This is a genomic window from Pseudomonas sp. NPDC078416 (genome assembly GCF_050268485.1).
GTDB lineage: Bacteria > Pseudomonadota > Gammaproteobacteria > Pseudomonadales > Pseudomonadaceae > Aquipseudomonas.
Map to the genome: position 1 here is coordinate 191856 of NZ_JBNNGV010000003.1, position 26242 is coordinate 218097.

23 protein-coding genes are annotated in these 26242 nt (G+C 62.4%); 11 read left to right on the plus strand and 12 right to left on the minus strand.

Annotation, left to right across the window (positions count from 1 at the left end; translation table 11 throughout):
• Positions 1-96: 96 nt before the first annotated feature.
• Positions 97-3582 carry an indolepyruvate ferredoxin oxidoreductase family protein gene (locus tag ACQKEN_RS06340; protein WP_427684483.1) on the minus strand — a complete coding sequence of 1162 codons (3486 nt, stop codon included), beginning with the start codon at positions 3580-3582 and terminating at the stop codon, positions 97-99.
• 211 nt (positions 3583-3793) lie between these two features.
• Here ACQKEN_RS06340 and ACQKEN_RS06345 point away from each other — a divergent pair, with 211 nt between their 5' ends.
• From ACQKEN_RS06345 to ACQKEN_RS06355, 3 genes are all read left to right on the plus strand, one after another.
• The gene (locus ACQKEN_RS06345; RefSeq protein ID WP_074883228.1) at positions 3794-4261 is read left to right on the plus strand and encodes an Lrp/AsnC family transcriptional regulator; all 468 of its coding nucleotides are present in this window, start codon (positions 3794-3796) and stop codon (positions 4259-4261) included.
• 439 nt (positions 4262-4700) lie between these two features.
• The gene (locus ACQKEN_RS06350) at positions 4701-5240 is read left to right on the plus strand and encodes a DUF4880 domain-containing protein (protein ID WP_427684485.1); all 540 of its coding nucleotides are present in this window, start codon (positions 4701-4703) and stop codon (positions 5238-5240) included.
• Positions 5241-5395: 155 nt separating this feature from the next.
• Positions 5396-6538, plus strand: a complete 1143-nt coding sequence (locus ACQKEN_RS06355) for a M14 family metallopeptidase (RefSeq protein ID WP_427684487.1) — start codon at positions 5396-5398, stop codon at positions 6536-6538.
• Positions 6539-6630: 92 nt separating this feature from the next.
• Here ACQKEN_RS06355 and ACQKEN_RS06360 read toward each other — a convergent pair whose 3' ends face one another.
• The 3 genes from ACQKEN_RS06360 to ACQKEN_RS06370 form a co-directional block, all read right to left on the minus strand.
• Positions 6631-7176, minus strand: a complete 546-nt coding sequence (locus tag ACQKEN_RS06360) for a cytochrome b (protein WP_427684488.1) — start codon at positions 7174-7176, stop codon at positions 6631-6633.
• Positions 7173-8258 carry a catalase family peroxidase gene (locus tag ACQKEN_RS06365; protein ID WP_427684490.1) on the minus strand — a complete coding sequence of 362 codons (1086 nt, stop codon included), beginning with the start codon at positions 8256-8258 and terminating at the stop codon, positions 7173-7175. The genes ACQKEN_RS06360 and ACQKEN_RS06365 overlap by 4 nt, the downstream gene beginning before the upstream one ends.
• Before the next feature lie 256 nt (positions 8259-8514).
• A complete protein-coding gene (locus tag ACQKEN_RS06370; protein ID WP_427684491.1) occupies positions 8515-10113 on the minus strand; it encodes a lactate dehydrogenase in 1599 nt (532 codons plus the stop codon).
• 282 nt (positions 10114-10395) lie between these two features.
• On the opposite strand from ACQKEN_RS06370, the gene ACQKEN_RS06375 reads away from it, so the two are divergent.
• Positions 10396-10644, plus strand: coding sequence for a hypothetical protein (locus ACQKEN_RS06375; RefSeq protein WP_427684493.1), 249 nt, complete (start codon positions 10396-10398; stop codon positions 10642-10644).
• Here ACQKEN_RS06375 and ACQKEN_RS06380 read toward each other — a convergent pair.
• Positions 10635-11126, minus strand: a complete 492-nt coding sequence (locus ACQKEN_RS06380) for a winged helix-turn-helix transcriptional regulator (RefSeq protein WP_427684494.1) — start codon at positions 11124-11126, stop codon at positions 10635-10637. The genes ACQKEN_RS06375 and ACQKEN_RS06380 overlap by 10 nt on opposite strands.
• Before the next feature lie 47 nt (positions 11127-11173).
• On the opposite strand from ACQKEN_RS06380, the gene ACQKEN_RS06385 reads away from it, so the two are divergent.
• The gene (locus tag ACQKEN_RS06385) at positions 11174-12109 is read left to right on the plus strand and encodes an aromatic alcohol reductase (RefSeq protein ID WP_427684496.1); all 936 of its coding nucleotides are present in this window, start codon (positions 11174-11176) and stop codon (positions 12107-12109) included.
• Between the two features lie 97 nt (positions 12110-12206).
• The gene (gene tspO / locus ACQKEN_RS06390) at positions 12207-12647 is read left to right on the plus strand and encodes a tryptophan-rich sensory protein TspO (protein ID WP_133775055.1); all 441 of its coding nucleotides are present in this window, start codon (positions 12207-12209) and stop codon (positions 12645-12647) included.
• A 6-nt stretch (positions 12648-12653) separates the two neighbouring features.
• Here tspO and ACQKEN_RS06395 read toward each other — a convergent pair whose 3' ends face one another.
• Positions 12654-13859 carry an MFS transporter gene (locus tag ACQKEN_RS06395; protein WP_427684498.1) on the minus strand — a complete coding sequence of 402 codons (1206 nt, stop codon included), beginning with the start codon at positions 13857-13859 and terminating at the stop codon, positions 12654-12656.
• 105 nt (positions 13860-13964) lie between these two features.
• On the opposite strand from ACQKEN_RS06395, the gene ACQKEN_RS06400 reads away from it, so the two are divergent.
• Together ACQKEN_RS06400 and ACQKEN_RS06405 are read left to right on the plus strand one after the other, a co-directional pair.
• Positions 13965-14513, plus strand: a complete 549-nt coding sequence (locus ACQKEN_RS06400) for a TetR/AcrR family transcriptional regulator (RefSeq protein ID WP_074883200.1) — start codon at positions 13965-13967, stop codon at positions 14511-14513.
• Between the two features lie 91 nt (positions 14514-14604).
• A complete protein-coding gene (locus ACQKEN_RS06405; RefSeq protein ID WP_427684500.1) occupies positions 14605-15888 on the plus strand; it encodes a leucine-rich repeat-containing protein kinase family protein in 1284 nt (427 codons plus the stop codon).
• A 909-nt stretch (positions 15889-16797) separates the two neighbouring features.
• On the opposite strand, the gene ACQKEN_RS06410 is transcribed toward ACQKEN_RS06405, so the two are convergent.
• The 5 genes from ACQKEN_RS06410 to ACQKEN_RS06430 form a co-directional block, all read right to left on the minus strand.
• Positions 16798-17502 carry a YebC/PmpR family DNA-binding transcriptional regulator gene (locus tag ACQKEN_RS06410; protein ID WP_108119337.1) on the minus strand — a complete coding sequence of 235 codons (705 nt, stop codon included), beginning with the start codon at positions 17500-17502 and terminating at the stop codon, positions 16798-16800.
• Positions 17503-17694: 192 nt separating this feature from the next.
• Positions 17695-18468, minus strand: coding sequence for an enoyl-CoA hydratase (locus ACQKEN_RS06415; protein WP_074883191.1), 774 nt, complete (start codon positions 18466-18468; stop codon positions 17695-17697).
• Between the two features lie 84 nt (positions 18469-18552).
• Positions 18553-19764 carry an acetyl-CoA C-acyltransferase gene (locus ACQKEN_RS06420; protein ID WP_427684502.1) on the minus strand — a complete coding sequence of 404 codons (1212 nt, stop codon included), beginning with the start codon at positions 19762-19764 and terminating at the stop codon, positions 18553-18555.
• A 16-nt stretch (positions 19765-19780) separates the two neighbouring features.
• Positions 19781-20548, minus strand: a complete 768-nt coding sequence (locus tag ACQKEN_RS06425; RefSeq protein ID WP_108119340.1) for a 3-hydroxyacyl-CoA dehydrogenase — start codon at positions 20546-20548, stop codon at positions 19781-19783.
• 178 nt (positions 20549-20726) lie between these two features.
• Positions 20727-21410, minus strand: a complete 684-nt coding sequence (locus tag ACQKEN_RS06430; RefSeq protein WP_427684504.1) for a TetR/AcrR family transcriptional regulator — start codon at positions 21408-21410, stop codon at positions 20727-20729.
• 267 nt (positions 21411-21677) lie between these two features.
• On the opposite strand from ACQKEN_RS06430, the gene ACQKEN_RS06435 reads away from it, so the two are divergent.
• The gene (locus tag ACQKEN_RS06435) at positions 21678-23024 is read left to right on the plus strand and encodes an MFS transporter (RefSeq protein ID WP_427684506.1); all 1347 of its coding nucleotides are present in this window, start codon (positions 21678-21680) and stop codon (positions 23022-23024) included.
• Between the two features lie 138 nt (positions 23025-23162).
• On the opposite strand, the gene ACQKEN_RS06440 is transcribed toward ACQKEN_RS06435, so the two are convergent.
• Complete coding sequence (locus ACQKEN_RS06440) at positions 23163-24050, minus strand: DMT family transporter (RefSeq protein ID WP_065990546.1); 888 nt, start codon at positions 24048-24050, stop codon at positions 23163-23165.
• 224 nt (positions 24051-24274) lie between these two features.
• Here ACQKEN_RS06440 and ACQKEN_RS06445 point away from each other — a divergent pair, with 224 nt between their 5' ends.
• Together ACQKEN_RS06445 and ACQKEN_RS06450 are read left to right on the plus strand one after the other, a co-directional pair.
• Positions 24275-25186 (plus strand): LysR family transcriptional regulator, encoded by a 912-nt coding sequence (locus ACQKEN_RS06445; RefSeq protein WP_427684508.1) that lies wholly within the window; start codon positions 24275-24277, stop codon positions 25184-25186.
• Between the two features lie 139 nt (positions 25187-25325).
• Positions 25326-26090, plus strand: coding sequence for a 2-keto-4-pentenoate hydratase (locus ACQKEN_RS06450; protein WP_427684510.1), 765 nt, complete (start codon positions 25326-25328; stop codon positions 26088-26090).
• The last annotated feature ends 152 nt before the right edge of the window (positions 26091-26242 follow it).

A 26242-nucleotide genomic window follows, 5' to 3' on the forward strand; every position in this document is an offset into this window, starting at 1 on the left:
TGTTAACACGGGCCTCTTCCCGGCTGAAGCCGGTCCTACCAAGATATCGCGTGCAGCCAGTGAAATGAGGAGGCCTGAACGACCTCCTCATTGTTTTTACGCCGCTACTTCATACAACTTCAGCACTTCCACCTCGCCACTGACCAGGCTCTGGCGCATCCGCGCCGCCTGCAGTGCCGCCGCTTTCATGGCGCTTTCCTTGACGTGACCGTAACCACGAATGCGCTCCGGAAGTCGCGCAAGACTCAGCGCGGTGTGCCGATTGCTGGCACTGAGGTTGCCGAGGATCAGCTCGATGTCCCCCACGTAAGCATCGATCAACTCGCGCTCCTGACGACGCTCGACGCTGCGCCCGAACGGATCCAGCACTGTGCCGCGCAGGAATTTGAATCGCGCCAGCACGTCGAACGCCTTCAGCATCCACGGACCGAAACTGCGTTTGCGCGGGGTGCCGTTGTTCGGGTCGCGCTTGGCCAGCCAGGACGGTGCCAGGTGAAACTCGATGCGGTAATCGCCTTCGAACTGCGCTTCCAGCTGACGGGTGAAGTCGCCGTTGCTGTACAGCCGCGCCACCTCGTACTCGTCCTTGTAGGCCAAGAGCTTGAAGTAGTTGAACGCCACTGCCTCGGTCAGCGCAGGGGGCTGGCCCGGGAACAGCCGCGCTTCGGCATCCCGCACCCGATTCACCAGCGTCAGGTAACGCTCGCTCAACGCGCCATTCTGATAGGCGATCAAGCCGTGGACGTTGCGCGTGACGCGCTCTTCCAGGGTCAGGTGCTCAGGGTCCGGCGTGGGCTGGCTCTGTGGACTGGCAGCGGCTTGCACCGCTCGCAAGTCAAACGCTGCACGACGCCCCCACAGGAACGCTTGCTGATTCAGATTGACTGCCACACCGTTAAGCTCGATGGCTTTTTCGATGGCCGCAGAGGTCAACGGGATCAACCCCAGCTGGAAGGCATAACCCAGCATGAAGAGGTTGCTGGCAATGCTGTCACCCATCAATTTGGTCGCTAGGTCGGTCGCCTGCACAAAGTGCGTTTTCTCAGCGCCGACGGCTTCGCGAATGGTCTGCATCATCGCTTCGGCCGGGAACTCGGCATCGGGGTTGCGGGTGAATTCAGCGGTCGGCGTCTGCTGACTGTTGATCACCGCATGGGTTTTCGCGCTGTTGAGCTTGGCAATGGCATCGGGGCCCGACGCCACCAGCAGGTCGCAACCCAGCAGCAGATGGGCCTCACCGGCCGCGATGCGCACGGCGAACAGATCTTCCTGGCGCGCGGCGATACGAATGTGGCTGACCACCGGGCCAAACTTCTGCGCCAGACCGGCCTGGTCGAGCACGCTGCAGCCCTTGCCTTCCAGATTGGCCGCATATCCGAGCATCGCGCCCACGGTGGTCACGCCCGTGCCGCCCACGCCTGGCAGCAGAATGTTGTACGGCTGGGCGAGGCTCGGCAGTGTCGGCTGCGGCAACTCAGCGAACGCCTGGGCCTGCTTGGGCAACTGCGGCTTGCGCAGCTTGCCGCCATGCACGGTGACAAAGCTTGGGCAGAAACCCTCGACGCAGCTGAAGTCCTTGTTGCAGGCGCTTTGATCAATCTCGCGTTTGCGCCCTTCAGGGGTTTCCTTCGGCAGCACCGACAGGCAACCCGACTTGATGCCGCAATCGCCACAGCCTTCGCACACGGCCGGGTTGATGATGGCGCGCTTGTCCAGATCAACCATCGTCCCGCGTTTGCGGCGGCGGCGTTTTTCCGTGGCGCAAGTCTGGTCGTAGATGATCACCGACACGCCCTTGAACTCACGCAGCTCGCGCTGCACGGCGTCCAGGTCGCTGCGATGGTGGAAAGTGGTGATCGGCGCAAACTGCTCGCGGCTCGGGTATTTCTCCGGCTCGTCCGAGACCAGGGCAATGCGCTGCACGCCCTCGTTGAACACCTGCCGGCTGAGCTGATCGACGCGCAAGACGCCGTCGATGGGCTGGCCGCCGGTCATGGCGACGGCGTCGTTATAGAGAATCTTGTAGGTGATGTTGACCTTCGACGCGACCGCCGCCCGCAGCGCCAGGTGCCCGGAGTGGAAGTAAGTGCCGTCACCGAGGTTCTGGAACACGTGGGGCGTTTCGGTGAACGGCGCCTGGCCGATCCAGGTCACGCCCTCGCCGCCCATTTGGGTGAAGGTCTCGGTTTCCCGGTCCATCCAGATGGTCATGTAATGACAGCCGATGCCGGCCAGGGCGCGACTGCCTTCCGGTACGCGGGTCGAGGTGTTGTGCGGGCAGCCCGAGCAGAAATGCGGTGTGCGCTGGGTGCTGAACAACGGCGCAGCAAGGGCTTTTTCCTTGTCGGCCAGAAACTGCAGGCGCGCGTCGATTTTCGGGCTGCTGTAGATCGGCGCAAGGCGTTTGGCGATGACCCGGGCAATCATCGCCGGCGTCAGCTCGGCCAGGTTCGGCAGCAGTGAACGGCCTTCTTCGTCGAATTCACCGACGACGCGAGGGCGCTGATCCACCGGCCAGTTGTACAGCTGGCCGGTGAGCTGATCCTCGATCACGCTGCGTTTTTCCTCGACCACCAGGATTTCATCCAGCCCTTCCGCGAAGCCGTGCACCGAGACCGGCTCCAACGGCCAGCTCATGCCGACCTTGAGCACGCGAATGCCCACCGACGCGCACAGGTCCTCGTCGATGCCCAGCTCTTCCAGGGCCTGACGCACGTCGAGGTACGACTTGCCGGTGGTGATGATGCCCAGACGCGGCTGCGGCGAATCGATGACCACTTTATTGAGGTTGTTGGCCCGGGCGAACGCACGGGCGGCGTAGATTTTGTAAGTGTTGAGCCGCGCCTCTTGAGCGAGGGGCGGGTCGGGCCAGCGAATGTGCAGGCCGCCTTCGGGAATCTGGAAGTCTTCCGGGATGTGCGTCTGGATGCGCAGCGGATCGACCTCGACCACGGCCGAGGAATCGACGTTTTCGGCGATGGTTTTCATTGCCACCCAGCAACCGCTGTAGCGTGAAAGCTCCCAGCCGATGATGCCGTAGTCGAGGATCTCCTGGACGTTGCTGGGGTTCAGCACCGGGATCATCGAGGCGATGAAGGCGTGTTCGCTCTGGTGCGCGATGGTCGAGGATTTGCAGCCATGGTCGTCGCCAGCGAGGATCAGCACGCCGCCATTTTCGGCGACGCCGGCCGAGTTGCCGTGTTTGAACACGTCGCCGCAGCGATCAACGCCCGGGCCCTTGCCGTACCAGAGGGCGAAGACGCCGTCGTATTTGCCGTGGGGGAACAGATTGACTTGCTGACTGCCCCAGACCGCCGTCGCGGCGAGCTCTTCGTTGACGCCGGGCTGGAAATGGATGGCATTCTGTTGGAGATAATCCTTGGCGTCCCAGAGGCTCTTGTCGAGGTTGCCCAACGGCGAGCCGCGATAGCCCGAGATAAACCCGGCAGTGTTGAGCCCGCGGGCTTCGTCGCGCTGCTTCTGCAGCATCGGCAGGCGGGTCAGCGCCTGGGTTCCGGTCAGGTACAGATTGCCGGTTGCGAGTCGGTACTTATCGTCCAGACGAATATCAGCCAGGGACATTCAGGCACTCCTTTGTTTTTATTAGTGCGTTTTGAATGCGGCGCCAGCGGCGTTTGCAGCCTTGCTGGCGCCTCGCCGTCAGGACGGTTCAGCCCGACGGTCACAAACAAAATACTGCCTGCCCGGCGCAGGCTTTTTCTTCCTAAATCGCTGTGAATCTGCTCATATCGTGCATGCCCGTTCCCGTTCAAGAATAAAAAAGGGTCAATTCATGCAGGTTAAGCTCAGCCCCATCGATCGCAAGATCCTCCGTCTGCTGCAGCACGACGCCGATCTCTCTGCCGCCGAGATCGCCGAGCGCGTCGAACTCTCGCAGTCGCCTTGCTGGCGGCGCATCAATCGTCTGGAAGAAGAAGGCGTCATCGAGCGCAAGGTCGCCCTGCTCAATCCGGCCAAGCTCGGGCTGACCATGACGGTGTTCGTCGACGTCAAGCTGTCCGGCCACGGGCGCAAGTACCTGACCGAGTTCGAGGAGGCGATCACCGGATTTCGCGAGGTGCTGGAGTGCTACACCATGGCCGGCGACATGGATTTTCTGCTGAAAGTGGTGGTGCAGGACATCGCCAGCTACGAGCGTTTTCTGCGCGACCACCTGCTGCAAAGCCCCCATGTGCAGGAGGCGCATTCGAACATTGCGATGAGTGTGGTGAAGCGCACGACAGAATTGCCGATCGACTAGGCTGCCGATCGACTGGGAGGCAAAGGCAAAAACCGCCCACGGGGAAAACTCTTTTCGCTCAGGCGCGAAAAAAGCATTGACTCTCAAATGGGAATGATTATTATTGAGCGCAACCGGTCGCGAGACTGGTTGGTAACCCAGAAGCCTTAGGTCGGCTTCCGGATTATCTCCTCATCAGGCTAATCACGGTTTTTGACCCGGCTTATAGCCGGGTCTTTTTTTTATGCCCTTTTCGGGTCTGGGTTCGGTCGGGTGTTGCGTCTTCAGGCTAATGAAGAGGGTTTGACAGTGATCTGTCTTTTCGATGGCGCGTATCATAGCAAATGGATCGAGCGATGGGCCGATGCCGCTGTCAAAAACCGACACATTCAGTAAAAAATTCCGAATTCACGACGTTGTTTTCCGCGACCGCCGCTATTTAAACAGTGAGCAAGACGCCATGACTCAGCTCCTCGACTCGTTGATAACCAACGCTCCCGTGTCGCCCGCCCTGGGCGCGAGCGCCGAAACCGACCTGTACCGACGCCGCCTCCAGCGGCTGCCGCGCAGGGTTCAACAGGTGTTTCTGCTGAGCCGTCTCGACGACCTTTCCTACACCGATATCGCCCAGATGCTTGACGTGGACGCCCGCACCATCGAGCGCTGCATGACGGTTGCGCTTGAGCATTGCGTCAGCGAATCCGCCGAATATGACCCGGCGCGGGCGGTTCTGCTTCAGGCCCTGGGCTGGTACGTGCACCTGCAAAGCCCTCAAGCCACGGCCAGCCAGCGTATCGAGTTTCGTCACTGGCTCGACGCCGATCCACGACACCTGGCGGCGTTTCAGCACAGCGAGCAGTTCTGGCGCGCGCTGCAGGCTCCGGCTGCGATTATGGGGGCCAGCGGATGGCATCGGCGCAAACCCCGCGTCTATTTCGGCTGGTTGCTGGTGACGATGCTGCTGTGCGGCCTGCTGGTCACCGCCGAGGCTTACAGCTGAGGCAAGCCCTGACTCTTTGGCGAACTATTCTGTCGCTGCCCTTCAACCTGATGCGTGTAAAGTGATTGTCATAACAGCCCAGCGAGGCAATCAGACCTGCGTCGATTGCCTCCCGATGGCCTCGTAATGGTAGATCATGCAATCAGGACGCTCCCGTGACTCAAACCGCCCTTTCCATTTCCGCCGATTTCGACAGCGGTAACATCGTCGTTCTGGACGCCAGTAACCCTAAAGCGGTGCAACTGGCGATTCGTCCCGACACCCGCAGCGCGCATTTCCAGTGGTTCCATTTCAAGGTCGACGGCCTGCAGATCGGCGAGGCCCACGGCTTCAGCCTGACCAACGCCGGCGAGTCGAGTTATAACCGCGCCTGGACCGGCTACAACGCAGTGGCCTCCTACGATCAGAAAACCTGGTTCCGCGTGCCGAGCCGGTTCGACGGCAAGGCGCTGAACTTCGAGCTGACGCCCAGCGAACCCCAAGTGTGGTTCGCCTACTTCGAACCCTACAGCCGCGAGCGCCACGACTGGCTGGTGAACGAAGCGTTGAACAAGGCCGGTACCGAGGTGCTGGCCACCGGCAAAAGTGTCGAGGGCCGGGACATTCCATTGCTGCGCAAGGGCGACGGCGCTGCGGGCAAGCGCAACATATGGATCATCGCGCAGCAGCATCCCGGCGAGCACATGGCCGAGTGGTTCATGGAAGGCATCATCGAGCGGCTGCAGGAAAACGACCCTGAGTTGCAGGCCTTGCTGGCCTCGGCGAACCTGTACCTGGTGCCGCACATGAACCCGGACGGCTCGTTCCACGGGCATCTGCGCACCAACGCTCAAGGCAAGGACCTCAACCGCGCCTGGCAGGACGCGACCCCCGAGCTCAGCCCGGAAGTGTTCTTCGTCAAAGCGCAGATGGAAAAATATGGCGTGGACATGTTCCTCGACGTCCACGGCGATGAAGAAATCCCCTATGTCTTCACCGCCGCCTGCGAAGGCAATCCGGGGTACACCGACCAGCAAGCGCAACTGGAAGCGGATTTCCGCGCGCGGCTGGGTGGCTTGACCCGGGACTTCCAGAGCCGATACGGCTACCCGAAATCGGCGCCGGGCGAGGCCAACATGAACCTGGCATGCAACAGCGTCGGCGAGCGCTACCAGTGCCTGTCGCTGACCCTGGAAATGCCGTTCAAAGACAATGATGACGCGCCGGATGTCATCACCGGCTGGTCAGGCCAGCGCTCGAAACAGCTGGCCCGCGATGTGCTGACCACGCTGGGACAGATGGTTTCGGTACTGCGCTGAGGCGTGAGCTGAGATTTCGTGCCCTGTAGAAACGTCATCGCCAGCGGGTTTGTGCCCGCTGGCGATGGCGTCGATTGCGGTGACAACAGACATCAACCCCGCGATTTCCCCCGCAACATGCTGTCCAGCACCTCATCCCTCCTCACCCAGCCGTGAAACAGCGCGGCGGCCAGATGCACCAGTATCGTCAGGAAGAACAGGTACGCCAGGTAGGCGTGGGCCTTGCGCAGCAGTGCGAAGGTGTCCGGGTTGGCGGCAACGATGGACGGCAGCCGCACCGAACTGCCGAGCATGACCGGATCCCCTGCGGCGGAAATCATCGCCCAGCCAATCAGCGGCATCGCCAGCATCAACCCATACAGCACGTAATGGGACAGCTTGGCGGCCAGCGCCTGCACAGCCGGCAAGTCAGCCGGTAACGGCGGCGTTTGAGTGGTCACACGAACGATGATCCTGACGATGACCAACAGCAGAATCGCGATGCCCAGGGGCTTGTGCAGGTTCAGCAGCCACTCGTGCCGCTCGGACACCGACGCGACCATGCCGGCGCCAATAAACAACATGGCGATAACCATCAGGGCCATCAGCCAGTGCAGCAGGCGCGCCAGTGGGGCGAAATGCTTGACGGGCGTACTCATGGCTGTTTCTCCTGGGCGGGCTCGGCTTTGAGCTGATCGACTTCACTCGTGCGACGCATATACGACGCGGCATAGGCAGCCGAACGCGCGGCGAGCAGCGGGTCATCCGAGCCTTCAATGCCACTGGGCAAGATCAGCGGATCGTAATTGATGTCGCGGCAGTCACCATTCAGCTGCGGGCTGTCGGAATTGACCACAAGGGTACCGGCGTCCACGGTCTTGTGCTCACCGGACCAGGCTTTGGATGCGTCGTTGGTCGGGTCCTGAGGGTTGGCCAGGGTCAGCATCAGTTTCCAGCGTTGGGGGCCGCTGGCGAGTCTTTCGCTGAGGTCCTTGTCCAGATAGTCCTTGGCGTCGGGCGCAGGTGCCGCATCGGTCGCTTCCGGCACCAGACTCCAGCGCACGGGTTGACGCTTGCCGTTGGCATCCACCAGCACGAATGCGTTGACGCTGTTGTAGGTCTCGGTGACGAAACTGGCCGAAGGCTTGGCGGTTTTGACCCAGGCCAGAAACGGCTGGGCTTCCGGGTGCGCGGCAAAGAAAGCCGGGGGTTTCGCCGGGTCGGGCTTGCCGGTCCTGGGGTCAGGTCCGGTGGCGATTTGCAGATCGATAAAGGCCTCGGGGGTCCCGACCGGAAACACCGGCATGCTGTTCATGCCGGTGCGCCACTGCTGTCCGTTGGGCTGAGTGAACTGCACGGCAAAACTGCGCAGCGGCGCGCCGCTGTCGGGGGAATACGGATTGCCGGTGGGCACGGCCAGACGACCAATCACTGGCGTGCGTCCGCTAGCGAAGACTTCGGCTTTGGACAGGCTGGCAGCAGCACCGTTGCTCTCGAACACGCCGGCAACGCAGATGCCTTTCGGGTGATTGCGACGGTAACCGGGGTGTACGCCGTTGTTGCGCTCGAACACGTCAACCACACGCGCCGGCGTCAGTCGCTGTGGGTCGAGGCTGCCATTGACGTAGGCGAAGGCGCCAGCGGCGACCAGCACGATCAGGCCAATACCGGCCAGACGTGCGAGCTTTTGGGAATTACTGAGCGGCGGTTTACGGGGATACGGTGGCTCACGGTCAATCATCGATAACACTCCGGGCTTTTAGCCTCTGGGGACAGCAAGGTGCGCAGCACGCTTGTTTATAGCCGGATGCTCGGGTTTTGTCAGGTTAAGGACTTAGAGCAGTTCGCTGCCGGAGCACGGCCAGAATCTGCGGCTGATCTTACTGGCCCCTTCCCGGCTGAAGCCGGTCCCACTAACCGACCGCGTGCGACTGTAGGACCGGCTTTAGCCGGGAAGGCGTCATGCGTCACGCTGCAAAACCGAGGGTCTTACGGCATCAACCATTCAGCTTCGACGGCTCGCTCTGCAGCAACACCTTGGCATGAAGGCTCGCCAGGGTGCCGTTTAGCGTGGAAGCCCCGCGGCCCTGCTTCGCCTCTTTGTCCTGTTGCAAGGCCTGCTGCAGCGCGCTGAGGAAATTCTGGGTCTTGGAGGTGGAGATCGGCGTATGGGTTTCTTTTTCCAGACGCCCCATCACGTACTTGGCAATGCGGGTCGACTGGCTGGCCGACTGACTCAGCGTCGCATCGACCAGTTCGCCCTTTTTATAGCCGATGCTGGTTTTGCTGCTCGCCTGATCGCTGACCTGGTAATACAGGTAATTCTGCGTGGTGGGATCAGTGCTCAATGCCAGCTTTTGCCCGCCTGGCAGGGGCTTGTGATAACTGGCCGTGAGGCGCGATTGCTGGTCCTGAACGATGGTCCGATTCATCTGGTCGCGGCCTTTGGACTGGGTGCTCTGCGACAAGGTGTAGGCAAAGGAATCGAGCTCGCCGGGGCGGCCCGGGTTGCCTTCGACGCTTTTCTCGCTGACCGACGCGCTGAAGTCGCCCAACCCGGTCAACAGGCCGTGATCGGTGTCGGTCAGCTCGATCGAATTGATCGTCTGCGGCGCCGAGGACACCCGCGTGTCCGGGTAATGGCTGTGCAGCGTTTTGAAGGCGTCCTCGAACATCGACAGCAACTGTGCATCGCCGTCGCCACGCTTGCGCGCCGCCTCGATCTGGCTGACGTAGCCGTCCAGCGCTTTGGCCTGCTGAGCGCTGTCACCCCGAATGACGGCGTTTTTCAGGTCCACGGACAGGTCGAGATTGCCCAGCGCGCCGCTCATGCGCACCGAACGCTGATCGGCATCGGCGTGCAATTCGAGGGTCTGGGCGCTGCCGTCTTCTAGCTTGAGGCTGGTTTTCAAATCAACGGAGGCAAAGGTCTTGGTGTCGAACTGCGTCAGGGCGTCGAGCTTCAGTGTCGGCGGTTTGGACGTCAGGCCGTCGATGGCCGACTGAAAACCGTCCGCCATGGCATTCAGCACATTCAGCTCGTCGTCGCTGAGCTTGCCGCCGCTCACCTGGGCCTGCACCGCCAGGCCGTCGTCCTGGCTGGAAAGGCTCAGCTCGATGGTTTTGCCGCTGGCGGTTTTCAACGTCAGGCTGATGCTGTTGGCCGGATTACTGTGCAGGCGGTCCTGAGCAGCAGCGAGCTCTGCAGGCTCCAGCGCTTTGCCGGTCGTCGAGCGGAGGACCGATTGGGAAATATTCTGGCCGGTCTGGGCCAACTGACTGAGCAGCGTCGCGCCCAGGCCCTGGAAGCGACCCGCTGTGGCAGAAGTGCTGAGATTGCCCATCATCGCCAGCGAGACTTTGTCCTGCCGAGTGTACTCCCAGGCGGGGGGTACGTTGGCGTCAGGCATCAGTCCCCGGACGTTGTAGACCAAAGAGGCGCTGTCCTTGTCGTCCTGGCCGAGCATCACGACGGACGATGGCGTGGCGCTGGTGGTGTTGCCAGCAGCAGCGTTGTCATTCAGCGCCACGGCGGCCGCCGGTTTGACTACCGGCATCAACTGGGCGGATGAGGTGACCGAAGAAATCGCTGACATGGCACTTCCCTGTTCAAGTGAGTAATAGACTTCCTGAACAGGGTGTCGGCGGACGCCTTTGTAACTTGAGCGATACGAAGCCGATGCAAGTGCGACACAGTGAAAACCTGGAAGCACTGACGCCGCCCAAGGCAAGCGCGAGAGCAAGGGCTGTCATTTCACTATTTTGTTTCTCTGGTGGGATCTGCGCCGTAAGTCGGCCACAATACGCACCGATCCGAGGCTCCAGGGCTTCACGCCTTTCGGTTCGCCGCCAAACCCGACACCCCCCAGGACTGAGCAATGCCCCAAGAGCGAATCGCTGCACTTCGGCTACCCAAACCCATCCAGGGTCCGATCGATGATCTGGTGCGAGCGTTGAACGCCGCCACCACCAAGGAAGACCTCGAACGCGAGGCCGCCATGGAGATCAGCTTCATCCTTAGCCTGGAGACCAGCAAACGGCTGCGCCCGGCCGATGTTGAAACCCTGTACATGATCTTCGACGACGCCGTGCAGGAACGGCTCAGCCAACTGGCGGATCAATCCTGATCGGACGGCTCGCAGCGTCCCTCACTGGCGCGCCGTAGCGTTGCCGCGTCATAGCGTCGGCGCGCCGCTGTAAACCCCTCCGCCTGTTCGATGACCCAGGTCCACAGCGGAATCATCTGCACCAGCAAGCCCATGCCCAGCTCGGTCAGCGCGTATTCGACGCGCAACGGCTTCTCGCCGAAGTCATGACGACTGATCAGCCCGTCGCGCTCCAACTGGCGCAGGGTGTGGGTGAGCATCCGCTGGGTGACGCCGTGCAGTTGGCGACGGAGCTCTGCGTGGCGCAATGGGCTGGTCACGCCCAGCGCATGCACCACACCCAGTGACCATCGGTTGCCGGAGTGGCCGAGAATATCGCGCTTGAGGCCGTCTTCATCGTCGCTGAGTGCCCGACAGGCGCTCTGCGACCGACGCACGATTTCCTGCGCATCCAGGCCGCTCGGTATCACCGCTGTGCCTACTTTTTGCCCGCCGATGTCCATGACAAGATCCCCAGCCTCACGTTAAGTGCGTCAAAAAGGGGCTCACCATGCAGGCTGATATTCAAAACGTCAAACCACACATTCTGGTCCTGGGCGCGGGCGAACTCGGCCTCGCCGTGCTGCGAGGACTCACCGCCCGTGCGGACGAATCAGCGAGCATCAGCGTGCTGTTGCGCCAGGCCAGTATCGAAAGCGCTTCCGCGGAAAAGCAAAAGGAAATCGCCGCGATCAGGTCCCTTGGAGCGGCCATTGAAGTGGCTGACATTGCCGACGCCTCGGTGGAGGAACTCGCTGCGGTACTCAGCCGCTACGACACCGTGATCAGCTGCGTGGGATTCGCCGCAGGCCGCGGCACTCAGCGCAAGCTGACCCAGGCCGCCCTCGCCGCAGGGGTCAGACGCTACGTCCCCTGGCAGTTCGGCGTCGACTACGACGTCATCGGCCGTGGCAGCCCACAGGACCTGTTCGATGAGCAACTGGATGTGCGCGACCTGCTGCGCACTCAGTCCCGAACCGAATGGCTGATCATTTCCACCGGCATGTTCACCAGCTTCCTGTTCGATCCGGCGTTCGGCGTCGTTGATCTGCCTGGCGGGCGGGTCAATGCACTGGGCAGCCTGGACACGGCGGTCACGGTGACAACGCCGGAAGACATCGGCAACCTCACCGCCGCCATCGTGCTTCACCGCCCGCATTTCATCAATCAAGTGGTGTATACCGCTGGCAACACCCTCACCTACGGCGACCTGGCTGACCTGCTTGAGCGTGTCACCGGACGGACATTCGAGCGCCGAGTCTCCAGCGTGCAGCAGTTACGTGCGGCCCTTGAGGAAATGCCCGACGACAACCTGCGCAAGTACCGGGCGGTGTTCGCCCTGGGGCAAGGCGTGGCGTGGAACGTGGCGCAGACCTTCAATGGCCAGCACGCTATCGCGGTCACCGATGCCGAGGGTTGGGCACGGGCGCACCTGCCGCGTGGTTAATCTGTGCACACGCGCAGGATTTTTCCGGCGCAGACGTATCCAATGCCGAGACGGCCCCACGGCCTGCATTTCGAATGGTTTCAGCAAAGGACCCCACATGACTTTCTACATTTACCTCATCGCCTGCTGCGCGGCGGCCAGCACCGGCATCATTTTCAAACCCGGCAGCTGGTACGAGTCGCTGCAAAAACCACGTTTCACCCCACCCAACTGGCTGTTTCCGGTGGCCTGGACGACCATCTATCTGTTGCTGGCCTGGGCCGGTTATCGCCTGACACTGATCCCCGGCAGCGAAACCGTGCTGGCGTTGTGGGCTGCGCAGATTGCCTTGAATACCCTGTGGACGCCGGTGTTCTTCGGCGCCCATCGCATCCTGGCGGGCATGATCATCATCTTGCTGCTGTGGCTGGTGGTGGCGGCCATGGTCGTGCTGGGGATCCAGCTGGACCTCATTACCGGGCTGATCCTGTTCCCCTATCTGGTCTGGTTGACCGTCGCTTCGGCGCTGAATTTTTCGATTCTGCGTCATAACCGGTAACGCGAATCAGCCAGCCCTGGCCCGGCCGGCTTGCTGAATCAGCAGACCGGCCAGCGCCGACACCGCCAGCAGGACCACCACTCCACCGTAGACATTGGTGGTGGTCACCAGCCCAGCCGTCTTGATCGACACACCGGCCAGCAGCGCCGGAATGCAGAACGCCAGATAACTCAGGGCCAGGAAGGCCGCCATCAACGCGCCCCGCTCGTGGGCGTGGGCCAGCGGCAGCAACAGCCGCAAGGCACCGAGGAAACTCGCACCGAAGCCGATCCCCGCCACCACCGCGCCGGTAAAGAACAGCCACAACCAGCCCAGATTCACCGCCGCCAGAATCACTGAAACCCCGACCGCGAGAAAACTGCAGCCCACCAACAAGGCCAGACGGGGCGCGCGCAGACGCAGGTTATGGATCGAAATCGCGCCACTGAGGGTCAGCGCTGCAACGGCAAAACCACCGTTGAGGACTGAGGTCGACCCGGTCGCGGCCGTCAGCAGCGACGGTGCCAGCGACAGGAAGAATCCGCCCAGCGCCCAGGCGGCGATGTCGGCCGGCAGCACCAGCAACAACGTGCCCCTCGCCTGCGCAGGTACGCCGAGCCGCGGCCGCAGGGTTTTCAGCACGCCCGGCTGCGGCGTCACCGTTTCAGCGATCCGCAACAGATACATGGCCTGACCCACAAACGCCGCGAGAAGCAAGCCATAGGCGAGGCCCATGGGCAGCGGCGCGTACTCCACCAGTGCGCTGGTGCCGAGGGCGCCCAGTGCCATGCCGAACATCGGTGTGATGCTGTTAAGCAGCGGACCCTGCTGCGCATCGCTGTCGAGCATTGCAGCACCCAGCGCGCTGGTTGCAATGCCCGTCGCCACGCCTTGCAGCACTCGCGCGACGATCAGCCAGCTGACGTCGGTGGCGGCGATGAACAGCAGCATCGAGACGATCTCCAGCAGCAGCCCGATAAAGATCACCGGGCGGCGGCCGAGATAATCGGACAGCGAGCCGAACACCAGCAGCGTCGCCAGCAGGCTCAGGGCATACACCGCGAAAATCACCGTCAACAGGGCCGAGGAAAAACCCCACGCTTGTTGATAGAGGTGGTAAAGCGGCGTGGGCGCACTGGACGCGGCGAAGAAACACAGCAGCACAAAAGCCAGAAAACCCAAGTGGCTCCGCCCCCGACCATCGACTTGCGGGTTCTGCAAAGAATCAGACACGAGTACACTCTCCCGAAAAAGCACACCACAAAAGCTATTAATTAGCTTTAGCAGTGTGCGAGCAGCGTCTGCTTAAAGCAAATACTTTGTGTTAGGGTCCGCAGCATGGCTATCAAAGAAGGCATTCGCACCGGCGGCCGCAGTGCCCGGGTGCAGACATCGATTCACGCGGCGGTTCGCGATCTGCTTCAGGAGCAGGAGCGTTCGGCCCTCAGCGTGCCCATGATTGCGGCCCGGGCCGGTGTGACGCCGTCCACCATTTACCGGCGCTGGGGCGACCTGACTTCCCTGCTGGCCGACGCCGCTGTCGAGCGTCTGCGCCCCGACGAGCCGGTGGATTGCGGCAACCTGCGCGACGATCTGCGCACTTGGGTCGAGGTCTATCTCGAAGAAACCAATTCGGCGCCCGGCCGCGAGATGATGCGCGACGTGGTTTCCAGTAGCGCGACCCTTTGCTCGGGCAAGTGCCTGAACATGGTCCGCGATCAACTGCAGATCATCATCGACCGCGCCCGGGACCGCGGTGAACAGAGTCCTTCGGCGGATGAACTGGTCGATGCCGTTGTCGCGCCCATGGTCTATCGCATTCTGTACGCCGAATCGGCACCGTCCCTTGAGCGCATGCACCAGCTGCTGGATCGCTGCCTGAGCTGATCCTTCGCCACTTGTGCTCGCGGCCGAACGAGCATCGGCCGCGACGACTGGGTATCATGGACGGCCATCGATCACAGGCGCCCTTCCCCCCATGCACACCCTTGCAGACCTGCGTGCCGGCAAACTGGCAGGCATCACGCGGCTCAACCTCAGCGCCGACCTTGTCGAATTCCCCGAGGAGATATTCAGCCTCGCCGATTCGCTGGAAGTGCTGGACCTCAGCGGCAACCGGCTGACCGAATTGCCCGCCGACCTGCACCGTCTCAAGCGCCTGAAGATCCTGTTCTGCTCCAACAACCCGTTTACCCGCCTGCCGGAATGCCTCGGCCTGTGCGAGCAGCTGTTCTTCGTCGGCTTCAAGGCCTGTGAAATCACTGATGTGCCCGCCAGCGCGTTGCCACCCTCGCTGCGCTCGCTGGTGCTGACCGACAACTGCATCGAGAACCTGCCTGAAGCCATCGGCGACTGTGCGCACTTGCAGAAGGTCATGCTTGCGGGCAACCGGCTGCGGCAACTGCCGGAATCACTGGCTCGCTGCCAGCGCCTGGAATTGGTGCGGATCGCGGTCAACGACCTCCATGAACTACCGCGCTGGTTGCTGGAAATGCCGGCGCTCGCGTGGCTGGCTTTTGCCGGCAATCCGCTGAACGACATCCACACCGAAGCGCCGATCCGGCAGATTCCGTGGCCGCAACTGGCGCTGCAACAGGTGCTGGGCGAAGGGGCTTCCGGAGTGATTCAGCAAGCGCAGTGGCGCCCGAATGCCGACGTATCGGCGCTGGACGTTGCCGTGAAGCTGTACAAAGGCGACGTCACCAGCGACGGCTCGCCGTTGAATGAGATGCAGGCCTGCATTGCGGCGGGCCGTCATGCTCATCTGATTCCGGTGCTCGGGCAGATTCAGGACCATCCGCAGGGCGCTCGCGGCCTGGTGATGGAGCTGATTTCGCGTTCTTTCGTGACACTCGCACGCCCGCCGACCCTGGAATCCTGCACACGGGACACTTACGTCGGCACTCGGCTGAGCGTTTCGACCGTGAAGCGAATGGCTGCCGGAATTGCAGCGGCGTGCGCCCATTTGCACGCCCATGGCATCAACCACGGCGACCTGTACGGTCACAACATCCTCTGGAACGAGGATGGGGATAGCCTGCTGGGGGATTTCGGCGCGGCGGCGTTTTACCCGGATGAAGAAACCGGACGAAGGCTGGAACGCATTGAAGTCCGGGCGTTCGGGGTATTGCTGGGAGAATTGCTGGATTGCTGCCCGGAGAGCGATTCGCAGACTGCGGCGCTACGGGCGCTGGAGCAGCGTTGCGTGCAGGCGCAGGTGATGCAGCGACCCGGGTTTGCGGAGATAGACAGGCAGTTTTAAACCCTGAAGACTTGGGTGTGACGACCGGCCCCTTCCCGGCTAAAGCCGGTCCCACTAAAAGCCCGCGGTGTGCCAGTCAGACCCATACAACGCACGCGGTGTGCCAGTCAGACCCGCGCAACGCACGGGGCGTACCAGTCAGAACCATGCATGCATGGAGGCGTTTCAGCGAGACCCGATCCAGAGGACGCCGTGCAACCTGTGGGACCGGCTTCAGCCGGGAAGACGCTAGCATGAGCACCCTCAATTTCGCGGCGTACCATCCGACGCATTCCCGGCTAAAGCCGGTCCCACTAAAAGCCCGCGGTGTGCCAGTCAGCCACATACAACGCACCCGGTGTGCCAGTCAGAACCATGCAATGCATGGGGGCGTGTCAGAGAGACCCGATCCAGAGGACGCCGTGCAACCTGTGGGACCGGCTTCAGCCGGGAAGAGGCCAGCATCGACGCCCTGGATTTCTCAGTGTGCCCACCGACGCATTCCCGGCTAAAGCCGGTCCCACTAAAAGCCCGCGGTGTGCCAGTCAGCCACATACAACGCACCCGGTGTGCCAGTCAGAACCGCGCAACGCACGGGGCGTGCCAGTCAGAACCATGCATGCATGGGGGCGTGTCAGCGAGACCCGATCCAGAGGACGCCGCACAACCTGTGGGACCGGCTTCAGCCGGGAAGAGGCCAGCATCGACGCCCTGGATTTCTCAGTGTGCCCACCGACGGATTCCCGGCTAAAGCCGGTCCCACTAAAAGCCCGCGGTGTGCCAGTCAGCCACATACAACGCACCCGGTGTGCCAGTCAGCCACATACAACGCACCCGGTGTGCCAGTCAGAACCGCGCAACGCACAGGCCGTGTCTGCGGCACACAATCCAGAGGACGCCGTGCAACCTGTGGGACCGGGGTAGTCAGCCTTATCCGGCCAGACCGACGTACACGTTTTGCACGTCATCGTGGCTGTCGATCGCTTCGAGGAAGGCTTCGACCTCGGCCATCTGCTCTTCGCTCAGGCCTTCGACCGGGTTTTTCGGGCGGTAGCCGATCTTGGCGGATTCAACGGTGAAACCAAACTCAGGCAGTGCCTTGCACACGGCGTCGAGGTCGGTGGTGTCGGTGTAAAACGTCGCAACGCCCTCTTCGCCTTGTTCAACGTCCTGGGCGCCGGCTTCGATGGCGGCTTCCTCGGCGTCCGCTTCGGGTGATGCGGCAGCCGCATCGATCATGCCCAGGTGATCGAAATCCCAGGTAATCGAACCCTCGGCACCCAGCTGGCCCTTGCGGAACAGCACGCGGATCTCGGACACGGTACGGTTGATGTTGTCAGTCAGGCACTCAACGATGACTGGCACTTTGTGAGGCGCGAAGCCTTCGTAGGTGAGTTTCTCGAAGTGCACGTGCTCGCCGAGCAAACCAGCGCCTTTCTTGATGGCGCGTTCAAGGGTTTCGCGCGGCATCGAGGCTTTCTTGGCCTGCTCGACCACCAGACGCAGGCGCGCGTTCATGTCGGGGTCAGCGCCGGAGCGCGCGGCAATCATGATTTCCTTGGACAGCTTGCCGAAAATACGCCCCTTGGCGTTGGCTGCCGCTTCTTTGTGTTTGACCTTCCACTGTGCGCCCATGATTGCTCTCTTGTTCCGGTGGCGATAAATCGCTCGGATCCGACGCATCCTGCACGCCGGGCCGATGACGATAAACGCTGAAAATAGGGGGATCGGTAATGACAGGCCGGGGGTGAACCGCGGCGACCGGCGCATTTTATACACGCTGGCGTAAGAAGACACCCCTGAGACGCGCCACCGCCCTGACCTGAATCAGCGATGCTTGAACGCCGGCTCGCGCTTCTCGATGAACGCCGCCATGCCTTCCTTCTGGTCCTCGCTGGCAAACGCCGCATGGAACACCCGTCGCTCGAAGCGAATCCCCTCGGCCAGGCTGACTTCAAAGGCGCGATTCACGCTTTCCTTGACCATCATGGCCACCGGCAACGACTTCGCCGCAATGCCGGCTGCCACTTTAAGCGCCTCATCCAGCAACTGCTCTTGCGGCACGATGCGCGCCACCAGCCCGGCACGCTCTGCTTCGACGGCGTCGATCAGGCGCCCGGTCAGGCACATTTCCATGGCCTTGGCCTTGCCGACCGCGTGGGTCAGGCGCTGGGTCCCGCCCATGCCCGGCAGCACGCCCAGCTTGATTTCCGGCTGACCGAAGCGCGCGTTGTCCGCCGCCAGAATAAAGTCGCACATCAGCGCCAGCTCGCAGCCGCCGCCCAAGGCAAATCCCGAAACGGCCGCAATGATCGGCTTGCGGCGATTGGCCACCCGATCGCTGTCGCTGAACAGGTCGTCCAGATAAATCTGCGGGTACTTCAGCTCGGCCATTTCTTTGATGTCAGCCCCGGCAGCAAAAGCTTTCGCCGAGCCGGTCAGGACGATGCAGCCAATGCCGTGATCGCGTTCCAGTTCATCAAGGGCGTGATTGAGTTCGCTGATGAGCTGCGCATTCAGGGCGTTGAGCGCCTCTGGGCGATTAAGGGTCAGGAGCGCAACACGACCTCTGACTTCTTTTAGGATTGTCATGTAATTCATTGTTTTATAAACCTTTGTTATTTCGTGAGCCAAACAGCCGCTCTCACAGAATCGAGATGCAAAACATTGCATAAGGCATTGATATCAAACGATAAGCTCAACAGCCATCGCAGTCGCTTCGCCGCCACCGATGCAGATCGCCGCAACCCCTCGCTTCAGTCCACGCTGCTTCAACGCCGACAGCAACGTCACCAGAATCCTTGCCCCCGATGCGCCAATGGGATGGCCCAATGCGCAGGCGCCGCCATGGACGTTGACCTTGTGATGGGGCAGCTCCAGGCGGGCCATGGTGACCAGTGCAACGACCGCGAACGCTTCGTTGATCTCGAAAAGGTCCACGTCAGCCACGGACCAGCCGGTCTTGCTCATCAGTTTGTCGATGGCGCCTACCGGTGCGGTCGGAAACAGCCCGGGCTCATTGGCATAAGCGGCGTGGCCATGGATGACCGCCAGCGGCGTGAGCCCGCGTCGCCGGGCTTCGGACTGGCGCATCAGGGTCAGGGCTGCAGCGCCGTCGGAGATCGAACTCGAGTTGGCGGCCGTCACCGTGCCGCCCTCGCGGAACGCCGGTTTCAGCTGAGGGATCTTGTCCAGCTTCGCCTTGGGCGGCTGTTCGTCCTGGTGAATGGTCTTGCGCTCCTTGCCGACGGTGACTTCCACCGGGACGATTTCAGCGTTGAACCAGCCGCGCGTCATGGCTTCCTGCGCCCGGGTCAGCGAGGCGACCGCAAAACCGTCCTGGGCTTCTCGACTGAAGTTTTCCAGCCCCGCGCACTCTTCGGCAAAGGTACCCATCAGTCGACCTCGATCGTAGGCATCTTCGAGGCCGTCGAGAAACATGTGATCGATGATCTGGCCGTGGCCCATGCGGTAACCGCTGCGGGCTTTCTCCAGCAAATACGGTGCGTTGGACATGCTCTCCATGCCGCCGGCGATGACCACGTCGGCGCTGCCGGCCAGTAGCATGTCGTGGCCGAGGATGGCCGCCTGCATGCCCGACCCGCACATCTTGTTCAGCGTGGTGCAGGTCGTGGCGTCGCTGAGCCCGGCGCCCAATGCCGCCTGACGCGCCGGCGCCTGACCCAGTCCGGCCGGCAGCACACAACCGAACAGCACTTCATCGACCTGCGCTGCATCGATCCCTGCGCGCTCAACCGCAGCGCGGATGGCGGCGGCGCCGAGTTGCGGCGCGGTCAGGCTTTTGAGATCGCCCTGAAAGGCGCCCATGGGCGTGCGCGCAGCGCTCACGATCACCACGGGGTCGTCGTTCAACGTCTGGCGTTTGTTCAAAGACATGATGGAGTTTCCTCGATTAGCGAGCGGCCATGCGCAAGGCGCCATCCAGTCGGATCACTTCGCCGTTGAGCATGCTGTTTTCGATAATGTGGCGCGCCAACGCGGCGTACTCTTCGGGCTTGCCCAGGCGTGGCGGGAATGGCACGCCGGCGGACAGGCTTTCGCGCACCTGGGGGGTCATGCCGGCCATCATCGGGGTTTCGAAAATGCCCGGGGCGATGGTCATGACGCGAATGCCGTACCGAGCGAGTTCACGGGCGGCGGGCAAGGTCAGGCTGACAATGGCGCCCTTGGAGGCTGCATACGCCGCCTGGCCGATCTGGCCGTCATAGGCCGCGACCGACGCCGTGTTGATGATGACCCCGCGCTCACCATCGGCATCGGCCGTGCTTTCGGCGATGGCCACGGCGGCGAGGCGCAGCAGGTTAAAGCTGCCGATGAGGTTGACGTTGATCACCCGGCTGAAACTGTCGAGGCCATGGGGGCATTCTTTGCCGAGGATTTTCTCGGCGCCGACGATACCTGCGCAGTTGATGACGCCGTTGATCTGGCCGAACGCACTTAGCGCCGCGTCCACAGCGGCCTGAACGGCGCTCTCCTGGGTGATGTCGCTGACGCTGGCGCGGGCCTTGTTGCCCAGCTTTGCTACCTGGGCCGCGAGCGCCTCGGCGTTGACGTCCACCAGCATCACGCTGGCCCCTGCGTCGATGAGCATCTGTGCGCTGGCCGCACCCAGCCCGGACGCGCCGCCACTGACCAGAAATACCTTGCCGTCGATCTGCATGATTGTGTCGTCCTTACACTTTTCTTGTTGGAGTGGCGAAATACTCCGCTCTGCCGCGCCGATGGGCAATGGTCAAAGCGCGCAGAACGCCTGGCGGTTTTGGCCAGTGGCGATCCGCGCGCTTGGGCGTTGCGACATCGTTGGGTCCTCAGGCAAGCGCGGTGTAGAACTCGCCGGGTCAGGGCAGCAGGTAACGCATCACCGCTTCGCAGATCATCACCTTCTGCCGGGCCTTGACCGCTTCGTCATCCAGGTCGATCTGGAAAATCTCGGAAAACGTATGGCGGTTCGACACGCGATAGAAACAGAACGAACTCATCAGCATGTGCAGGTCAACGGCCTGTACGCCCGGGCGGAATACGCCGTCCTGCTCGCCGCGCCGCAGGGTTTGGTCCAGCGCCTGCAAGACATTCCGGCTCAGCTCGCGGATGGTGGTGGATTGTTTGACGTTGGCACCGTTGTGGATGTTTTCGATGCAGACGATGCGCACGAAGTCGACATTGCGGTCGTGGTGGTCGAAGGTGAATTCCACCAGCCGCCTGATCGCTTCTTCAGGCGCGAGCACGTCCAGATCAAGGCTGCTTTCCGTCGTGCGAATGTCGCCGTACAGCTTCTCCAGCACTTCGGTGTACAGCTGCTCCTTGCTGTTGAAGTAGTAATAGATCATTCGCTTGGAGGTTTGCGTGCGCTCGGCAATCGCATCGACGCGGGCGCCGGAGAGCCCTTGGGCGACGAACTCGGCGACGGCCGCCTGAAGGATGTCGTCGCGGGTTTTTTCCGGGTTGTTCTTGCGGGACTTGCGTGCCGGCTCGGTAATGTCATCTGCGGGCGCCTCGGCGAGGCTGTCGTCAACGGTTTTCATGCAGGGCTCACGTCCACGATGGGAGCGCGGGATTATGGGCCGCGCCCGAGCGTTTCACCAGACCGTGAGGACCGGGCAGCGGAACGTCGGTATCGGATCGAATCGATGAGGCTCGAACCTGGCGGGTGTTCGTGGGATTATTCGCGCCGCTGGACGCGACATCAGATGAAATGAAGCGTCCGGTTAGCGACATGATGCTTCGCGGGCCCATGCAACCCCTGCTGCGCAGACACCACCATAACAATTTCAACAACAGGCTTGATGCTTATGCGTTCCCCCTCTGCTTCGCCTGCCCCGGCCGCCTCCAGCCCCGCGCCCCCTCATGCCGGCATGAACGAGAAGATTCGCAGCGCCCTGGCCGTCGGCAAAACCCGTTGGGGCATGCTCGCACTGGTGTTCTTCGCCACCACGCTGAACTACATCGACCGCGCCGCACTGGGCGTGATGCAGCCGATCCTGGCGGCGCAGATGAGCTGGACGGCGATGGATTACGCCAACATCAATTTCTGGTTTCAGGTCGGCTATGCCATCGGTTTTCTGCTGCAGGGGCGTTTCATCGATCGGGTCGGGGTCAAGCGCGCGTTCTTTCTCGCGGTGCTGTTGTGGAGTGTCGCCACCGGCGCCCACGGTCTGGCGACTTCAGCGGCGGGCTTCATGGTCTGCCGGTTCATTCTCGGCCTGACCGAAGCCGCCAATTACCCCGCCTGCGTCAAGGTCACCCGGCTGTGGTTCCCGGCCGGCGAGCGCGCCGTCGCCACCGGCATTTTCAACGCCGGCACCAACGTCGGTGCGATGGTCACGCCTGCCTTGTTGCCGCTGATCCTGACGGTGTGGGGCTGGCAGGCGGCGTTCATCTGCATGGGCTCGCTGGGGCTGGTCTGGGTCATCACCTGGCGGCTGACGTACTTCAATCCCCAGGAACATCCCACCGTGCGCGCCAGTGAGCGGGCCTACATCAACGGCGATGCCGAAGCGCAAACGCAGCCTGAAGGGGAGAAAGTACCGTTCTCGCGCATCCTGAAAATGCGCGGCACCTGGGCCTTTGCCCTCGCCTACGCCCTCACCGCGCCGGTGTTCTGGTTTTACCTGTACTGGCTGCCGCCGTTTCTGAATCAGCAATACCACCTGGGCATCAGCGTAACGCAGATGGGCATCCCGCTGATGCTGATCTGGCTGACCGCCGATTTCGGCAGTGTCGGCGGCGGGATACTGTCTTCGTGGCTGATCGGCCGGGGCATGCGCCCGATGACCGCGCGCCTGCTGTCGATGCTGGTGTTCGCGCTGACGATCATTAGCGTGGTGTTCGCCGCCAATGCCAGCGGTCTGTGGGTTGCCGTGGCGGCCATCGCCTTGGCGGTCGGTGCGCATCAGGCCTGGACGGCGAACATCTGGAGCCTGGTCATGGATTACACGCCCCGGCACATGATCAGCACGGTGTTCGGCTTCGGCGGCATGTGCGCGGCCATTGGCGGGATGTTCATGACGCAGATCGTCGGCGCCGTGCTGACCGCGACGCACAACAACTACAGCGTGCTGTTCACCCTGATCCCGGTGATGTACTTCATTGCGCTGATCTGGATGTATTTCATGGCGCCGCGCGAGGTGGCGCCGTAAACCGGTAGAAGTGGGTTGAATCCGCAGGCGCCGACTGGCTGGCGAACCGGTTTGTACATCACCCCTCAGGCGCCTGACCCGCCCTCTATCGCGAGCAAGCTCACTCCTACAGGGGGCGTTGCGCGGGGCGATGCTCCCTCAGCCGCCCTTTTTGCGCTGCTGCCACGCCGCCGCCAGGCCGCTGAGGCAGATGATCGCGATGCCGGCCTGTGCGACGAGCGACGGCGAATGGTTGAACACGATGTAGCCCCACAGCCCGGCGAAGACGATCTGGCAGTAACCGAACGGCGCCAGCATCGCCGGCGCGGCGAAGCGAAACGCCTGGGTGAGCATCAGGTGCGCGACCATGCCGCAGGTGCCCAGGGCCAGCATGAACGGGATGTGCTTCCACTCCGGCGATTGCCAGAAGAACGGCACGATGGCGCTCATCAACAGACTGTTGAACAGCCCGGCGAAAAAGTTGCTGGTGGTCGGGCTGTCGTGGGCCGCGACCAGACGGGTCAGCAACTGATAGCAGGCGAAACAGAAGGCCGAGCCCAGCGGCAGTAACACCGCCGGCCGGAACAGCTCGCCGCCGGGATGCACGATGACCAGTACCCCGCTGAAGCCCACCAGCACGGCGATCCACTGACCACGGCTGACCGTCTCCTTGAGCAGCGGCACTGACAAGGCCGTGACCAACAGCGGCGCGAGGAAGTTGACCGCCGTCGCTTCGGCGATGGGGATGAACATCAGGCCGCTGGTGAACAGCAGACTGGTGCCCAGTAGGCACACCGCCCGCAGAGCCTGCAGCCCCGGGCGCTTGGTGCGCAATACGCGCAACCCCGCCGAGGGCATGAAAATGCACGCCATCAACCCGGTGTGCACCACATAGCGCACCCAGACCACCATCATGATCGGGTAGATGCCGGAGAGGTATTTGGACAGCGTGTCATGACTGGAGAACAGAAAGGTCGCGAACAGAATCAGTGCGATGCCCTTCAATGGCTGGTTGACGCCGGAGAGCGGCGTGCTGGTGGTGCTCATCTGCGTTCCTTTGGCCGTGCGTGAATGCGGGTCTGTCCCTTGCCGTGTCGAGCGCCGGCTTTCGTTCGAGGCGTCCAGCGTCAGCAAGAATATAGAAGGCACCGCCGGAGCACCAAGCAAACATGACCGCCCGGGTGTTTTTCTGACCGTCTGGATCAGACCTTTCCGCTCACCCGGATTTGCCGCAGACTGCCGCTATCGTCGGCTCGAAAAACGGACGCTCAATGGACCGCATTCAGGAAATGACCCTTTTCGCCGCTGTTGCCGAAGGCCCCAGCTTCGCGGCGGTGTCGCGTAACCTGAACGTGTCCACGGCCACCGTGACCCGGGCCGTCGCGCAGCTGGAGGCGCGGCTCGGCACCTTGCTGATCGTGCGCACCACCCGACAATTGCGCCTGACCGAGGCCGGGGTGCGCTTCGCCGACGACTGCCGGCGCCTGCTGGCCGACCTGCACGAGGCCGAAAGCGCCGCCGCCGGCATTCATGCAACGCCGCGCGGGTTGCTGACCATTACCGCGCCACAAGTGTTCGGCGACCTGCACGTGACGCCGGTCATGACCGACTACCTCAGTCAGCATCCCGAGGTTCAGATCCGTGGTCTGTTGATGGACCGGGTTGCCGGGCAGCTGGAAGAAGGCATCGACGTCTCGGTGCGCATCGGCGAGCTGCCCGACTCATCGATGACCGCCATTCAGGTCGGCAGCGTCCGGCGCATGGTCTGCGCCTCCCCCGCCTACCTCGCCGCCCACGGCACCCCCCGTCATCCCCACGAACTCATCGAGCGCGAAACCGTTTCCGTGATAATCACCGGCCGCCACCCGCCGTGGACCTTCCGCATCGACGGCCAGCATCAGGAAGTAAAGGTGCAATCGCGCCTGTCCCTGACGTCGTTCACAGCCTCCATTCATGCCGCCCTTGATGGCTGGGGCCTGACTCAGGTGCCGTCCTATCAGATTCGCCGACACCTGCAGGCGGGCACATTGCGCGCCGTGCTCGAAGACTTCGAGATCACACCGATGCCGGTTTACGTGGTCTACGTCGAAGGGCGAAGAGGCTCATCCAAAGTGCGCTCGTTCGTTGATTTCTGCGTTCAGCGTTTACGCGCGGACCTGGATTACAGCGCCGGGCGAGTTTGAGCGCGGGCACGCGTCCGCAGCCCAGCCTCTGCCGACCGGTTGAAATAGGGTTAGAGTAGTCACGCTGGCTCCGCCGTCCCTCGCCTGATCGGCAACGGAACCGGGGCGCTCTCCATCAATTGCCTGAAGGAAGACCCGCGTGAACCCATCGTCTCACCCAGCGAACATTGCCGAATTGATCGTCGCCGCCATGGGCGCCGGTCAGAAAATCACCGACATCCGCCCTGAATACGTGCCCGCCGATGCGGCCAGTGCCTATGCCCTGCAGCGCGAGATTCTGCGTCTGCGCGACACAACTGTGGGCGGCTGGAAGGTCGGCGCCAAGTCGCCGACCGGGCCAATCAATGGCGCGCTGCTGCCGGACGACGGTATTTTCGCCAGCGGCAGCCAGGTGGAGTGCGTCGACTATCCGTCGCCGATTCTGGAGCTGGAGATCGCTTTTCGTCTGGGTCGCGAATTCACCCCTCGCGACGAAGCGTATTCGGATGAAGAAGTGCTGGGCAGCATCGCGACGATGGGCGCGACCATTGAAGTGGTGTCGAGCCGTTTCGCAGCCTGGCCGAAGATCGAACCGTTGCTGGCCTTGGGCGACCTGCTCAACCATGGGGCGCTCATCATCGGGGAATTCATCGATTACGACGCCCGTTTTCCGTTTGATGAGCCTGCGCTCAGCTTTACCTATGGTGATAAAGATATCGTTCCGGGGGATGGAGCGAACCCGGCGGGCGACCCTCGGCGTTTGCTGCCGTGGCTGGTCAATCACCACACCCAGAATGGGTTAAGCGTGACGCCGGAGATGGTGATCACGACCGGTTCCTACACCGGCATGTACAAGACCCGCGCGCCGGGTCTGGCGATTGGCGAGATTCGCGGGCTGCCACCGGTGTCGGTGGAGTTGATTTAACCGCCTCCAGCTCGGGGATCTGCACGGCAGCGCGCACTTGCCCCACACACAGTCCGTAGGAGCCGGCTTGCTGGCGAACCCGATCACTCCGACACTGCGAGGGTGACTGACCCAGCGCATTCGCCAGCAAGCCGGCTCCTACAGAGACAACG